Genomic DNA, 14,989 nt, shown 5'->3' on the forward strand with positions numbered 1-14,989 from the left:
CACTAAACATACTATACTTATTTCTCCTTTTAAAAAGACGGGTGCTACCACTGACACCCGTCTTTTTATTTTATATATTTATGTAATTGTTTTATATTATCTTCCATGTTAGCATCAATGACCCACATTCCATTAACTGTTTTCGTTTCAAAACTACCTTCAGCTGGAATCATATATTGATTTATTTTATAATTTTTTTCATTTTGTATTTTTTCTTGTATGTATTTTATATCATTTACTGGTATATTTGTACTAATTTGAGACATCATTTCCATATTCACTTCAAACTTTTTATCAGAATCTAAGCTTTCATATTTATTTATTATAGACTTTAAAACAGCTCTTTGTCTTTGAGTTCTTTCGTAATCTCCATTTCCTTCTTTTCTTATCCTACAATATGCAACGGCTTGTCTTCCATTTAAATTTTTAGTTCCCATTCCCTCAATGTAATCAGTTCCATGAGGTAATTTTTCTATATTATTAATTTCATCTAAATTTTTATTTATTTGATTTGCTTCATAATCTTTGAGTTCTATATCTACGCCACCTACTAAATCAATTAATTTAGCTAAACTAAAAAAATCTACACTTACATAGTTCTTTAAATTCAAATCAAAATTTGAGTTTAAAGTATCAAGTGCTAGTTTAGGACCTCCATATGCATATGAATGATTTAGTTTTTCTTTTCCATGACCATCTATACCTACCAATGTATCTCTTAGTATAGACACCAAGTTAACTGTTTTATTTTCTAAATCTATGTTTGCAATCATTATAGAATCGGCTCTAGCTTTTTCTTCTTTACTTCTTCTATCTAATCCAAATAAAGCTATATTAATAATCTTCTGATTTTCAATTTTTTCACTTTTTGTTTGCTCCTTAGCCACCTTTTGCTTTTCATTGCTATCTTTTATTAATAAGTACAATGCTGATATAGGTAAAATGATTACTATTAATAAAATCAAAATAATTTTTTTATTAAGTTTCACAAGTTCACATCCTTATTTATTTATTTATTTATGTATGCTTTAATTATTAATGATTAACTAAGTTTCTTAAGCGTAAAAAATATCCTCGGTATTTTAACCCAGGACATTTATTCAATAGATTCATTAAACTCTTTTAGAGTTTTTATTTCTTCTATTATCTTACTTAAATGGTAATTAAATACAGGACTCTTATTTTCTTCAACATCAAAACAAATTTCTTCTGTGTTGTATAATTCTTTTATTGCATTAAAGTTTTCTTTATTTAAATACAACTTATTTTCCAATAACTCTATAGACTGCATATGGAAATAAATTTCCCTACATATGCTTATAGATTTTTCTAAGTTTTCTATATCTGCTTCGTATTTACCACCATAATCTAACTCATCAGTTAATTTTGAATATATTTTATCTAATTGTTGTATATTCTTTTTGAATATATTTATATCTAAGCTTTCTTCATTTACAATTTTTGACTCTATAAGTTGTATAGCTGACTTTTCTATATTTTTAAATTCATTGATAGTCTTGTCTAAGTAATTAGGTCGTGCTATTAAATAGTTTGTAACTACTCCTATAACTACCCCCACTGATGTATCTATAACCCTATGTATAGAGTAGTATGCTGGATTGTATGTTCCAACACCTAAGTGTATTGCTAAAAATGTTACACATGATACTACTACAGAGTTCACTTTTAATAAATTACACGCATAGATAGTTAGCATTATACCTATTCCACATAAAATAGGTTCTCCTGGCTGTATAAGTGCAAATAAAAATCCTATTATACCTCCTACAATTGTTCCTTTTACTCTGTTTAGACCCGCTTTCATAGATCCTTTAACTGTATCTTGAACAGAAATTACACATGCTATTGCGCAGTAAAAAATTTTTTGAACAAGAAATTGCCCCAATAAGATACATAGCATTACAGCTATTCCTGTTTTTATGGTTCTCATGCCCATTTTCTGTAGCTTCACTATATTTACCTCCTAGTATATCTCCGATTAGTCATTACTATTTATTTTGTCATTAATATAGTATAATTTATTATTTAACATTTTGGTATACTTAAAAGTATTTATTTTGTAATTTATTTTTACCCCACTTTTTTCAATATAATCAGTTAATAGTTATACTATACAATTATAGCACATTAAAGTAGAGTATCTTATTTAGATACTCTACTTTAACTATTTTAAAATTTATTTAGGACTATAAACAGTTTTTTCTCCATCATCATATATAATAAGAGAATTTGCCTTTACAGTGTCGTTTTTGTATTTAAAGTCTTTATTAGAGAAATTTGCTACAACTCTTAAATCATCTCCATAGCAAGTAGTTTGTACTAATCTATCACTGCTTAAAAACTCGAAGTCAGTCATAGGTTTATTTATAGCTTTTTTATCAAACGCTGACCAAACTTTATCATGTTTTAGAATGTCTTTTTTATGTTTTTCCCATTCACTCTTATCTATATGATACATAGGCGCTGTATTATATAAAACTTCTTTCATCATTCTATTTTCCACTTCACCTTGTATTTTGAAAGTACCCCATAGCCACTGATCTGAAGTTACAACAGAATCATTATAAACTAGTCTAAATAGAGGAAGTGAATATGATGGATCTATAAATATTTTTTTGTATAAATCTTTAACAGGAACTTGTTTTTCAAAAATTTCTGGAACTCCTCCTGTAGGTGAATAGTATCTACCTACATAATACTCACTATCTTTATTTTTATTCATATCTGGATCTATCCATGAAAAAGCAGGTGTTTCAAGTCCATGTGCAAATGCTATAGTTGTACTTGCAAAATCATTTCCACCTTCTGATCCTACAACCATATTTTTATCATCGCTTATATAACTCATTCTTTTTAATCTTGCATTTAAATCTTGTTCTTGTGTTGTAATGTGATTTTTAGAATAATCATCATATATTTCTCCAGTTGCATCACAATCTATGAACCATGAGTTAAATTTATATCCTTCATTAAGTATCTTATTTACTCTTGATTTTACACTAGGCATAGATAATGTAGGATTTAGTTTTCTACCTGTTCCTTGGAACCCTTCTAATTTTTTTCCATCTTTATCTTCTACTGTTGCGTTATCATATAGTGATTTATCATCAAACTTAGCTGTGCTCCATTTTTCCTCACCTGGCTTATGAATTGAATGATATGAATCATAAGGTCCAACTAAATATCCATAGTCATTAGCTTTTTTTACAAACTCTGGAGAAACATATCCTGCCTCTAAATCATCAAATCCTATCCAAGCATTATCTAATCCTGATTTTTTCATATCATCTAATACATCTATTGTATTGTTTCTTGCCCAATAAGTTGTTGGAGTTGTTGAATCTTTAAGCTTTGATTTTAATAACTCTTTATTTAATGAAATTAATTCATTTCTATTTAAATTATTTATACCTTTTTTTACAACCTCTTGAGTTTCTTTATTTAAATCTTTAAATACATTAGGATTATAAAATTCTTTTAACATCATCACGGAATTAAATCCTCTTACTATAGTTTGTTTTTGGTACTTATCTACATAGTCTTGATTTTTTACAGCATCTAAAACATTTGACACTTCTTTTCCATCTTCTACTTTTGTATTTAGAAGCTCTTTCATCCAGTTTATGAATTCTTCATCCATGTTTTGTCTTAATAAGTTCCACTTAATATCATCAACAGTAATTATAGATTTATCCCAGAAGTAAATCTGTGGTGCTCCATATAACTTTTCTATGTTTTTGTTTTCCTTTGCTTTTTGTGCTAATGTTTTAAATTCTCCGTTTTCAATTACAAAATTCTTGTAATTTTTAGCTACATCATTTACATTTTTATCTGTTATATATACTCTAAAACCATAATCTTTATTTTTATTTATACTTGGATATTCATGAGTAAAATCAAATTTTATATTATTTTTTGTATCAAACTTTATTTCATCATTATATTTATTTTTCATTATATAAGTGGCTGCAAAGTTACTTTTATTTACTGAGAAAAATTGCATAGAAAAACTCTCTATAGTATTAAATATTTGCTCATTTAAATACTCTTTCCAGTATTTATCATTGCTTGGTATAAACTTTCCTTCATTTATAGGAAGTACATAACTTTCACCACTAACACTTGGCCAAGTAAAAGTGTTAGCTTCTTTAGATGTTGATTTGATATCTACATCTAAGTAGTTATCTTTCTTTTTTATGTCTACATTAATATGTTCATCTGGGTATGTCCACGAAATTTCATTATCTTTCTTTTTTAAATTAGTAACAGATCTATCCTTCATAGGTTCTGATATAATTTCCTTTTTCCCATTAACATCTACAGATACTTGAAAGTTTTTAGGATTAACGTCATATTTAAAATCTAAGTTATTAACTTTTTCTACCTTAGCTGATATATCTTCATCACTTTTAGTAAGCCCGTTACTACACCCTGCTAAGCTTGTTCCTATAAGTACAAAGCTTAACAATAACGATATTTTTTTATTCATCTTTATCACCTCAAAGTCATTTTAGTTTATTTTTGTTACACGTATGTTACAGTTTTATTTACTCTGAACTTCATTATCTATAAGCTGTAAATTATATTGCTTTATTATTTCGATTAATCTGTTTGCATAAACCTTTTGGCCTTTTTCATTTGTATCTGTGCTATAACCTGCATTTTGTAAAGCTTTTGCCTGATATATATATGTCTTAGCACTAAATACCCCGTTGTTTTGGTATCTCTTATTTTCATATAAAAACTTTGCATGGTCATCAATTGATTGTCCTGCATCTTTATATTTTCTAAACTTTCCATTTACAGTGTTGCTTTTGAATTCTCTAGTTTCTAAGGTTACATACTCCCCTTTCCAATTTACGTCTGCTTTTATTCCAAATAAGTTATTATAATCCTTAGCTAATCTTGACTGACCCCATCCTGATTCTAATATTGCTTGTGCTATAGTTATAGATGGTAAAACTTTGTATCTTTCATAGTTTTGTATTGCATCATCTTTTATTGAATTTATAAATTTTGTGTAATCACTATTTTTACTCAACCTTTGTGGCATTACTCCAAAATCACTAAGTTGATTTATATAGCTATGTGTTAGATTTTTTTCAATCTTATTAAATTTAAGTTTGCTTGTAACCTCATCAACACTATTTAAAACTTTTGCTTCATTATTATCATTTAAAAATAATTTAGATACTTTTTTCATTTCTTCTTCTTTAACATTATTTAAATCATTCTTTTCCATAACTCCAATTATAGCCGCCACATACTTCCAGTTAATTTGAGCTTTATTATCACTAATTTCATCTGCTACATTTATAAATTTTAAAACATCTATATCTTCTTTATTTATATCTTTTAAAGAATAAAAACTTATCATTATATAAATTAAACCTATTAAGACAACTATAATGGCCAAAAAACCTTTATTTTTCATAATGTCACACTCCTTATGTATTTGTTATGTGATTATTATAAAAAAAGTTTGTTTCATGAATGTTACAAAACGAAAAAGTTTACTTAAGCATAAAAAAAGAGGCTATATAAATTTAGCCTCCTTAATGTTACTTTTATTTAGAACTCTATAAAAAATTCTATATAATCATTTTTTAATTTTGTTCCGTATGTTAATTTTTGTGCATCTAAAATTTCCTTTACTAAGCTAAGTCCTAATCCTGTTCCAGATAATTGTCTATTTCTTGATTTTTCTAATACGTAAAATGGCTTCCATATATTATCTAATTCAGATTCTATTATTCCATTAGCCTTATTAGATACAGATATATATACTTTTTCTTTTCTTATTAAAGATATATATATCTTATCATCAATAGTATATTTTATAGAATTACTTATTAAATTTCTTAGAACAATTTCTATTCCTTCTATATCCCCATCAATCATGAATTCATTTTCATCTATATTTAAATTAACCTCTACATTATTTTCATTTATAATCAATTTATATTCATCTATAATTGACAATAATATTTCTTTCAAGTCAAATGAATTTATTTTGACTTCTCTTTTTTCATATTTTGAAAGATAAATTAAGTTGTTTATTATATCATTCATCTTTTCACTTTCTTCTATTATTGTATCTAAATAAGTTCCATCATCTATTCCATCTTGAATTCCCATAGCATAAGCTTTTATAAGTGCTATAGGTGTTTTTAGCTCATGCGATGCTCCACCTATGAATATTTTTAAATTTTCATTTCTTTTATTTAATTCATTTTGTGCCTTTTGTAAACTTACGCTCATTTGATTAACACTATCCGCTAATTCTTCTATTTCATCATTTGTTTTTATTTTTTCGGTTCTGAAGTTTAACTTTGCTATATCTTTAGATAGTAGTTTTATTTTTTCAAGTGGATCAATTATCTTTTTAGATAAAATAAATGTCAATAATATTACTATTAACACCGAAAAACTATTAAGTATCAAATTAAATTTATTTATTATAGAAATAGTTTCTTGAGAATGTTCTATAGGCATTGATATTGCAAATATATAATTATCTTTCAATATAAACTTTACTAATAAACTGTATTTTAGATTTCCCTGATTATATATTTTATTAACACTCTTTTCCTTCATATCATCAATTAAGTAATGAGAAATCCAAAATTTCTTAAGTTTTATATCTTTCTTTTCAAACTCTTTTATCAATCCTTCAGTTATATCACCTTCGTTTATTCCATTTTCCGTATCTAAGTGAGTATAGATTATATTTATTCCATATTTTGCCTCTATTTTGTCTATGTCTTTAATAATAGTATCTGAGCTTAATTTTTCTATTTCATCTCCAACAGTATTTATAATTTTCTTCTTTTCATGTAAATAATACTTATGAATAAAAATATTATTTATAGTTAGTGATATTATAGATACAATTACTACAACTAAAGATATACTAATAGCTAGTTTTTTATTAAGTTTAGTCATTATGTTCCTCCAAGCTATATCCTAATCCTCTATGTGTAACTATAAAATTCTCCCCTATTTTTGTTCTTAACCTTCTTATATGAGTATCTACTGTTCTAAAATCACCAAAGTAATCCATACCCCAAACCAAATCAAGTAATTTTTCTCTTGAAAGTATGACCCCTTTATTGTTTATAAAGCACTTTAATAACTCAAACTCTGTTTTTGTAAGACCTATATCCACATTATCTTTAAATGCTTTTGTAAATTTAAAATCTATTTTTAAATTTTTAATTGTAACTATATCACTATACCCCATAAGTTTTTTAGCCCTTATTATTAAAATTCTAGGATCAAATGGCTTTCTAACATAGTCATCAGCTCCAAAATTGAGAGCATCTACCTCATCATCACTCTGACTCTTTGCTGTTAACATCATCACCTTGATATTACTGCTCTCTTTTATCTCCTTGCAAACTTCTATTCCATCTATTTTAGGCATCATCCAATCCAGTATAGCTAAATCAATTTTATTTTTATAGAATACATCTAAAGCTTCTTCTCCATTGCTAGCAGTAAAAACATTAAATCCTTCTTTTCTTAAATAAGCTTCTATAATTTTTAGCATACTTAATTCATCATCCGCAACTAATATATTCATCTTTTCACGTCCATTCGTATTTAAAGTTTATAAATATATTATATATTATCATCCAATTTTTACACTAATGTTACAAAACTATTATATAATTTCTTTAATCGTAAAAAAGGATTCATAAGTTTTACAAAGAATCATATTTATTTAAATAAGGTTTATTAATCTTTGAATTAAAAGGAGGTTTTATATGAAAGAAATTAAATTAAAAAATGGTAAAACTGCAATTTTAAGATCACCAATAAAAGAAGATGCTCAAGCAATGATAGACTACCTAAATATAATAGGTGGTGAAAGTGATTTTATAACCTTTGGTAAAAATGAATTTTCAATGAACGTAGAGGCAGAGCAAGATTATATAGAAAGAATAAATAGTATGGATAATTCTAAGAATATACTAATTATTATAGAAGATGAAATCGTTGGAATAGCTTCTATTACTTCTGTTCAAAAGGAAAGAATGAAGCACAATGGAACCTTAGGAATAAGTATTCGAAAAAAATATTGGGGTATAGGTCTTGGAAGTGAGATTATGACTTATCTTATCGACTGGGCCAAATCTAATAAAATAACAAAGAAAATCAACCTTTTAGTTAGAGAAGATAATATTAGAGGCGTAAAACTTTACGAAAAGTTTGGATTTGAAAAAGAAGGACTATTGAAGAAAGATATATGTGTAAATGGTGTTTATTACAATACTATAGCTATGGGGTTGTACATAGATTAAATTTTACTTTAGATAAGTACGTTATAGTTATTTCATTCACACAAAGACTTGAAGTTCAGTCTTTAAGTCTTTCTTCAATAACTATAACTAACTTATCACTAATACAATTAATGGCTTAACTATACTCGTTTTTTCTCTCTATCTCTCTATTTGAAGTATTTTCCATACGGTTTAAATTCTTTTAATTCCTCAATAATTTCATCTAATTTGTTAAATTCTTTTTTTACATCATTTCCAATTAAATCGGTTAAATAGTCAAATAAAACTTGACCATTTCCCTCCATTATAAATCCTGATAAATTAAATTTATCTTTACTCTCAAGAACTATGATAATTAACTGTCCAGTACTTATTTTATCTAAATAGGAAGAATCATTAATATATATTTTAAATAGTATATAATCTACTCTATAGTTACAATAAAATTCATATTAAATTATTCAATTTCTTTAAAAAGTTCTTTAGCTTTTATCTTAGATTCTTTTAGTACAACTTCTCCATCAGTCGTAATCTTATAGTATTTTCTAATTTTACCCCCTACTACTATTTCTTCTTTATCTAATAAGTTTGATTGTTCCATTGCTTTAAGTATAGGATAAAGTGTTCCTGGACTTATATCATATCCATGCGTTTTTAGTTCTTCTATCATCCATGAGCCATAAAAAGGTTCCTTTTTTGCATGATGAAGTATGTGAATATGTATAAAGCCTAGAAATATTTTTCTTAGTATTTGTTCTTGCATTATTACCTCCATATGTTATATAATCATATCGGCTTAATATCGTATTTCGATATCGATTTTAGACATTATAATATATATTATCATTTTAATTATATAAAATGCAACTACTTAAGGAGGTGTTGAGTTGAGTATACTCAGACTAAAAGACATAAGATATATTTCAGACAATACACAGATACTAGATTCTGTAAATTTAAATATAGAAAAAGGCGATTGTGTATCTATAATAGGCGCTTCAGGAAGTGGTAAAAGTACACTTCTTAAAATCTGTTCAGACTTAATAAGTCCTACAAATGGGGAAATATTTTTTGAAGAAAAAAATTATCTAGATTATGATCCCATAGAACTTAGAAAAAAAATTAGCTACTGTGTTCAAATCCCTTATCTATTTGGTAAATCAGTATTCGATAATCTTTCATATCCGTTTATTATTAGAAAAAAAGAAATCGATGAACAAAGAATCCTTCAATTTATGAAGAAATTAAATTTAGATTCAGACTATCTACATAAAGATATAAATGCTTTATCTGGTGGAGAAAAGCAAAGAGTTGCACTTATAAGAAACCTAATGTTTACACCCGATATATTATTGTTAGATGAAGTTACATCTGCATTAGATAAAGAGAACGCTAAAATAGTTGAGTCTTTAATAAAAGAAATGAACGATAATGGAATTACTGTTATTTGGGTTACTCACAGTTTAGAACAAAGTGAGTCTATATTTAATAAAAGAATTCAAATGGATCAAGGCCAAGTTTGTGCTGAGGAGGACTTAAGATAATGAATACAATATCACTTATTATAGCATCTGCACTTATTGCAATTCCTATATTTATTTCATATAAAGAAGATTTAAAACTTGAAAAAGAAATTATTATAAGTATGATAAGAGCTATAATTCAACTTATATTAGTAGGTTACATATTAGAGTATGTTTTTAATTTAAAAAACTCTGCATTTACAATTATTATATTACTTATAATGACGTTTATAGCTGCTTTAAATACTAAAAAAAGGGGTAAGGAAATAAAGAATGTAGTCTTTGTATCATTTATATCTTTAATTGTTGGAAGCTCTATAACATTAACAATACTAGTTTTATCAGGCGCTATTAAGTTCGTTCCAAATCAAATAATTCCAGTTGCAGGAATGGTTATTAGTAACTCTATGGTTGCTATAGGGCTTAGTTATAGAAATCTTAGCAATAGTTTTAAAACTAGACTTAATGAGGTAGAAGTAAAACTTTCTTTAGGAAGTGATATTTATTCAGCTTCAAAAGAAATAATAAGAGATAGTGTTAAAACTTCAATGCTTCCATCTATAGATTCTGCTAAAACATTAGGAATAGTTTCGCTTCCTGGAATGATGACCGGACTAATTTTAGGTGGTACATCTCCACTTATAGCTATAAAGTTTCAAATAATGGTTACATTTATGATCTTAGCTTCAACATCAATTTCTAGTATAATGGCTACATATATTGCATATAAAAGCTTTTTTAATGAAAGAAAACAAGTACAAATTTAAATATAATTTTTATTTTAAAAAAAGCCTACTAAAAGAAAGTTTCTTTTAGTAGGCTTTTTAATTAATTTTCTATTTTTGATGATTTATTTTTATTAGAACTAACTGTTAAAATAACTAGTATTGCAAGTATTCCTAAAAGAACTGCTGTAAGTCCATATCCTCCAACTAAAGCTTGTACCTTACCTAAGAATATTCCAGCTACTCCAAAATCTCCATCTGAGAAAGTAGAGTTTGCAACTCCTAAACTACCAAGTACAGGAAGTAATGCTACTGGTAATAGTGATATTATTACTCCATTTACAAAAGCTCCAATTACAGCTCCTTTTCTACCACCTGTTGAGTTTCCAAATACTCCTGCTGTAGCTCCTGTGAAGAAGTGAGGCACAACCCCTGGTATTATTATTACAAGTCCTGCTGCTGCAAGAGCTAACATCGAAACTATACCTCCGATGAATGAACTTAAAAATCCTATTAATACTGCATTTGGTGCATAAGGGAAAACTATAGGACAATCAAGTGCTGGTTTTGAATTAGGTACTAGTTTGCTAGCTATTCCTTTAAATGCAGGAACTATCTCATTTAAAACTAATCTAACTCCATTTTGGATTAATATAAATCCTGCTGCGAAAGTTAATGCTTGTATCATTGAAAATACTATAAAGTTTTTACCACCTGATAACTCTGATTCAATAAACTTAGGTCCTGCAACAAGTGCAACTACTATATATAGAATTAACATAGTTATTGATATAGAAACTGCTGAATCTCTTAAGAAACTTAGAGACTTAGGAACTTTCATTTCCTCTGTTGATTTTGAATTTTTTCCAACAGCCTTTCCTATTGATGCAGATATCGCATATCCAACTGATGAAAAGTGACCAAGTGCTACTGAGTCATTTTTAGTTATCTTTTTCATGAAAGGTTGACATATAGCAGGAGAAATTACCATTAAAAGTCCTAGTGCAAGTGAACCCGTAAATATTAAGTGAGCTCCACTCATTCCACCTGATATTAATATAACAGCTATCATACAAGCCATAAATAATGTATGATGTCCTGTTAAAAATATATATTTAAATTTCGTAAATCTAGCTATAAGAATATTTACTATCATACCAAATGTCATTATAAGAGCTGTAGCTGTACCGAATTTATCCATAGCAAGTGCAACTACTGCTTCATTATTAGGTATAACTCCACTTACATTAAATCCATACTCAAACATTTTTCCAAATGGTTCTAATGAACCTGCTATTATACCTGCTGAAGCTGCTATTACAACAAATCCAACCATAGCCTTTAAAGTTCCTTTTATTATATCTTCAATAGGCTTCTTTTGTAATAAAAGCCCTACTAAAACTATAAATCCTACAAGCACTGATGGCTCAGATAAAAAGTCGATAGTTACTTTTAAAAAACCACTCATCTATGATGCCCCCTCTTTATTTAGGTTCTAGCAACCTAATTTTTCTTGTAATTTAGCTTTTAATTCATCTTTGTCAAATAACGCATCTAAAACTATTAAGTTCGGTAAGTGAGATGCACTATCTTCTAAGTCTCTTGCTGTTATAAATATATCTGCTTGATCAGCTGTTGCATCTGCTAAAGAACTATGAGAAACTTCATATCCACTTAATCCTAGTTCACTTAATACTTCATTAACATTCATCTCTACCATAAAACTTGATCCTAATCCTGATCCACAAACTGCCATTATTCTATTCATACTACATTACCTCCATTATCTCTTTTTCATTATTTAAATTTAATATTGTATTTAATTTATTTTGATCCATACATACCTTAGCAACCTTTTGCATAATTTCTAGATGTGAGCTACTATCAACTGCACTTAAAGTGAAAAATAAACTAACTTCTTTGCCTAAAAAATCTACTGGCTTATTTAACTTCAACAAGCATAAATCTGTTTTTAATGCTCCATCTTCTGGTCTTGCATGCGGCATTGCAATTTTAGGTGCTATGCAAAAATATGATCCAAATTCATCAATTTTGTTTAATATTGCTTCATAATAAGAATCATTTATTGAATCCCTTTTTTGTAAAATATCACAAGTAATTTTGATAGCTTCTTTATAGTCATTTACATTGTCTAAAACTTTAACTATCATCTCTTCCCCCCCCTTGCTTATCTTGAGTATTTATTTATAACTTCTAAAACTTCATCTTTATCTTTACTATTTAAAATTTTATCTATATTTTCTTTTTTACTAAGCATTTTAGTCAGACAAGCAAGCGCTTTTATATGTGTTTGATTATCTTTTGGAGCTAAGCTTATAAGAATCTTAACTTTATGTTGCTCTTTCCCAGAAAAATAAATTTCTTCTTTAAATGTTGTAAGAGTCATGCTAACTTTATTTACTCCATCTTCTGGTCTTGCATGTGGCATCGCAACCTTTGGAGCTATAACTATATATGGCCCTAATTTTCTTACATTTTCTATCATAGCCTGTATATAAGAATCTTTAACATATCCTAAATCCTTTAGTGGATTCGCACTAACTCTTATTGCGTCTTCCCAATTTGCTGCTTCTTGGTTTAAATAAATAGTATCCTCATTTAGAAGTTCTCTTAATGTTGCTTTATAGCTTTTTCCTTTTTCTCTAGAAGAAATTACAATGTTTTTAATTTCTTCTCTTAATTTTTCCTTATTTGAAATAGTCGCGTATTTTTCTACTCCATTTATAATTTTATTTATAAATTCTTGTTCAAAATTAAATACAGATTGCGTATTTGATATTTGAGAGAGTAAATTTTGCTTATCTAAATCTGTAAGTATAGGATTTACCTTTATAGCTTGTTTTTGGTTTAAGTCTACAGTAGTTATAGCAAAATCATAGTACTTTTCATAATTTTCAAAATTCTTCAGGGACAATATATCTTGAATTTCTATCAAATCAAATAACTGCTCTATCTGATTTTTAAGAAGCTGTGAAGTTGCCATACCTGAATTACATACTATAACAATTTTAGGAATTTTAATTTCAACTCCCATTTTTGAACTATATCCTCCAAAGTACATAGCTATATATGCTATCTCATCATCATTTAAATATATATCTAAGTTTTTCTCAATAGTTTTTACAACTTGTTTTGTAAATTGATATATTGATTTATACTTTTGCTTTACTTCACTTTTTATTAAGTTTAAGTAGTAAATTCCATACCTTATTTTAAATATAGAAGGTATAAGATGATTTAGTATATTTTTAGATAACACATCATAATCTTCTATTGATATACAAGAAATCTTTTCAAACTCTTTTACCATCATATTAACAGGAAGAATATATTTACTATTAAGTTCATTTTGATAAAAATAGTTTCTTATATCTTCATCTTTTGTGAAAAACGTTTGTATATAATATACTTCATCTCCATCAATATCATTTTTTAGGACTTTTCTAATTATATTTAATAATCTTTCAACCTCTTTGTGATAGTCCAAACTCTCTAAGAAATTCTTATCTTCATTTTTAAAAGTTATAGTATCTTTATTTTTGATATAATAGTTTTTATAAAAAATTGCTAAATACATAAGTATATAATTTACGTTAGTATTTTTTAAAATATTTAAATCTTCTTCTTTCATTAAAGACTTTATATGTTCAAACACTTGCATATACCCGTATTCATCGAAAAAATAATTGTATTCATTGTATAAATTTATAAATAGATACCTTTTAGAATTATTGCTTCCAACTAGCTTATATCCATTTTTAGCTTCTAATTCTAATTTATATTTACTTATATATTCTCTAACATTTTTGATATCGTTTAAAACAGTGTTTCTGCTTACTAAAAGCTTGTTACAATATCTTTCTATTGTTAATTTTTCTAAAGATAAAAATAAATCGATTATTATACTTATGCATCTTTCTTCTGAAGATAATATATAATCATCTTTAGAGTACTTAAGCACCTTTCTTATCTTATCTTTATCTTCTGATGTTATATGATAACCTAAGTTTCTTACATTCGATATTTCTAAATTATATTTTTTTATGTGATCATTAATTTTTGAAATATCGTAATAAACTGTTCTTCTAGAAATATTTAATAACTTAACTATTTTTTCAATCTTTACATATTCATGATTCATAAGTATATCTAATATATCTTCTAGTCTTTTATTAAGTTTCATATGTTCTTCCTTTCTTAAGTTCATTATATAACTTTTTATTTTTGCACAAAAGACAAAATATACGCACATTTTTTATGCAAATTTTTGTACTCATCTTAATATATTAACCTAAATTAATAGTTTATTTAAATCAAAAGCATAAAAAATACCTATCAAATTTGATAGGTATTTTTTATACTTTTAGCCCCTTCATTTTTTTATAGTAAAATATAAATGAATACGATCCTGGGA

Annotated in this window: 15 protein-coding genes; 3 read left to right on the forward strand and 12 right to left on the reverse strand. The window is 26.8% G+C overall.

The window, feature by feature from the left end; genetic code table 11:
* Positions 1-65: 65 nt before the first annotated feature.
* The 6 genes from RWY47_RS07120 to RWY47_RS07145 all read right to left on the reverse strand — a co-directional run bounded on the left by RWY47_RS07120 (position 66) and on the right by RWY47_RS07145 (position 7,606).
* On the reverse strand, positions 66-989 hold the full coding sequence (locus RWY47_RS07120) for an LCP family protein (RefSeq protein ID WP_150842292.1): 924 nt from the start codon (positions 987-989) through the stop codon (positions 66-68).
* A 107-nt stretch (positions 990-1,096) separates the two neighbouring features.
* Positions 1,097-1,972 (reverse strand): FUSC family protein, encoded by an 876-nt coding sequence (locus RWY47_RS07125; RefSeq protein WP_025161502.1) that lies wholly within the window; start codon positions 1,970-1,972, stop codon positions 1,097-1,099.
* 225 nt (positions 1,973-2,197) lie between these two features.
* Positions 2,198-4,510 carry a glycoside hydrolase gene (locus tag RWY47_RS07130; RefSeq protein WP_150842290.1) on the reverse strand — a complete coding sequence of 771 codons (2,313 nt, stop codon included), beginning with the start codon at positions 4,508-4,510 and terminating at the stop codon, positions 2,198-2,200.
* Positions 4,511-4,564: 54 nt separating this feature from the next.
* Positions 4,565-5,455 carry a glycoside hydrolase family 73 protein gene (locus tag RWY47_RS07135; protein ID WP_168931943.1) on the reverse strand — a complete coding sequence of 297 codons (891 nt, stop codon included), beginning with the start codon at positions 5,453-5,455 and terminating at the stop codon, positions 4,565-4,567.
* A 137-nt stretch (positions 5,456-5,592) separates the two neighbouring features.
* Positions 5,593-6,966, reverse strand: coding sequence for a sensor histidine kinase (locus RWY47_RS07140; protein WP_224170359.1), 1,374 nt, complete (start codon positions 6,964-6,966; stop codon positions 5,593-5,595).
* A complete protein-coding gene (locus RWY47_RS07145) occupies positions 6,959-7,606 on the reverse strand; it encodes a response regulator transcription factor (protein WP_035114001.1) in 648 nt (215 codons plus the stop codon). The genes RWY47_RS07140 and RWY47_RS07145 overlap by 8 nt, the downstream gene beginning before the upstream one ends.
* Positions 7,607-7,790: 184 nt before the next feature.
* Between RWY47_RS07145 and RWY47_RS07150 the strand changes: the two genes are divergently transcribed.
* Complete coding sequence (locus RWY47_RS07150; protein WP_150842288.1) at positions 7,791-8,327, forward strand: GNAT family N-acetyltransferase; 537 nt, start codon at positions 7,791-7,793, stop codon at positions 8,325-8,327.
* A 146-nt stretch (positions 8,328-8,473) separates the two neighbouring features.
* Here RWY47_RS07150 and RWY47_RS07155 read toward each other — a convergent pair whose 3' ends face one another.
* Positions 8,474-8,611: a hypothetical protein gene (locus tag RWY47_RS07155; RefSeq protein WP_191973583.1), complete on the reverse strand. Its 138-nt coding sequence runs from the start codon at positions 8,609-8,611 to the stop codon at positions 8,474-8,476.
* A gap of 152 nt (positions 8,612-8,763) precedes the next feature.
* Positions 8,764-9,069, reverse strand: coding sequence for a PadR family transcriptional regulator (locus RWY47_RS07160; protein ID WP_150842286.1), 306 nt, complete (start codon positions 9,067-9,069; stop codon positions 8,764-8,766).
* A 124-nt stretch (positions 9,070-9,193) separates the two neighbouring features.
* Between RWY47_RS07160 and RWY47_RS07165 the strand changes: the two genes are divergently transcribed.
* Both RWY47_RS07165 and RWY47_RS07170 read left to right on the forward strand, forming a co-directional pair.
* Complete coding sequence (locus RWY47_RS07165; RefSeq protein WP_150842285.1) at positions 9,194-9,850, forward strand: ABC transporter ATP-binding protein; 657 nt, start codon at positions 9,194-9,196, stop codon at positions 9,848-9,850.
* Positions 9,850-10,596 carry an ABC transporter permease gene (locus RWY47_RS07170; protein WP_021432301.1) on the forward strand — a complete coding sequence of 249 codons (747 nt, stop codon included), beginning with the start codon at positions 9,850-9,852 and terminating at the stop codon, positions 10,594-10,596. The genes RWY47_RS07165 and RWY47_RS07170 overlap by 1 nt, the downstream gene beginning before the upstream one ends.
* A gap of 61 nt (positions 10,597-10,657) precedes the next feature.
* Here RWY47_RS07170 and RWY47_RS07175 read toward each other — a convergent pair whose 3' ends face one another.
* The 4 genes from RWY47_RS07175 to RWY47_RS07190 are packed head-to-tail and all read right to left on the reverse strand — an operon-like array spanning position 10,658 to position 14,758.
* Positions 10,658-12,022, reverse strand: a complete 1,365-nt coding sequence (locus RWY47_RS07175) for a PTS ascorbate transporter subunit IIC (protein ID WP_025161494.1) — start codon at positions 12,020-12,022, stop codon at positions 10,658-10,660.
* Positions 12,023-12,049: 27 nt separating this feature from the next.
* Entirely contained in the window at positions 12,050-12,322 is a 273-nt protein-coding gene (locus tag RWY47_RS07180) for a PTS sugar transporter subunit IIB (protein WP_021430754.1), read from the reverse strand.
* A gap of 1 nt (position 12,323) precedes the next feature.
* Positions 12,324-12,725: a PTS sugar transporter subunit IIA gene (locus RWY47_RS07185; protein ID WP_021430753.1), complete on the reverse strand. Its 402-nt coding sequence runs from the start codon at positions 12,723-12,725 to the stop codon at positions 12,324-12,326.
* 17 nt (positions 12,726-12,742) lie between these two features.
* Positions 12,743-14,758, reverse strand: coding sequence for a BglG family transcription antiterminator (locus RWY47_RS07190; protein ID WP_224170360.1), 2,016 nt, complete (start codon positions 14,756-14,758; stop codon positions 12,743-12,745).
* Between the last annotated feature and the right edge of the window lie 231 nt (positions 14,759-14,989).

It is taken from the genome of Paraclostridium sp. MRS3W1, from assembly GCF_032465715.1.
Lineage (GTDB): Bacteria > Bacillota > Clostridia > Peptostreptococcales > Peptostreptococcaceae > Paraclostridium > Paraclostridium dentum.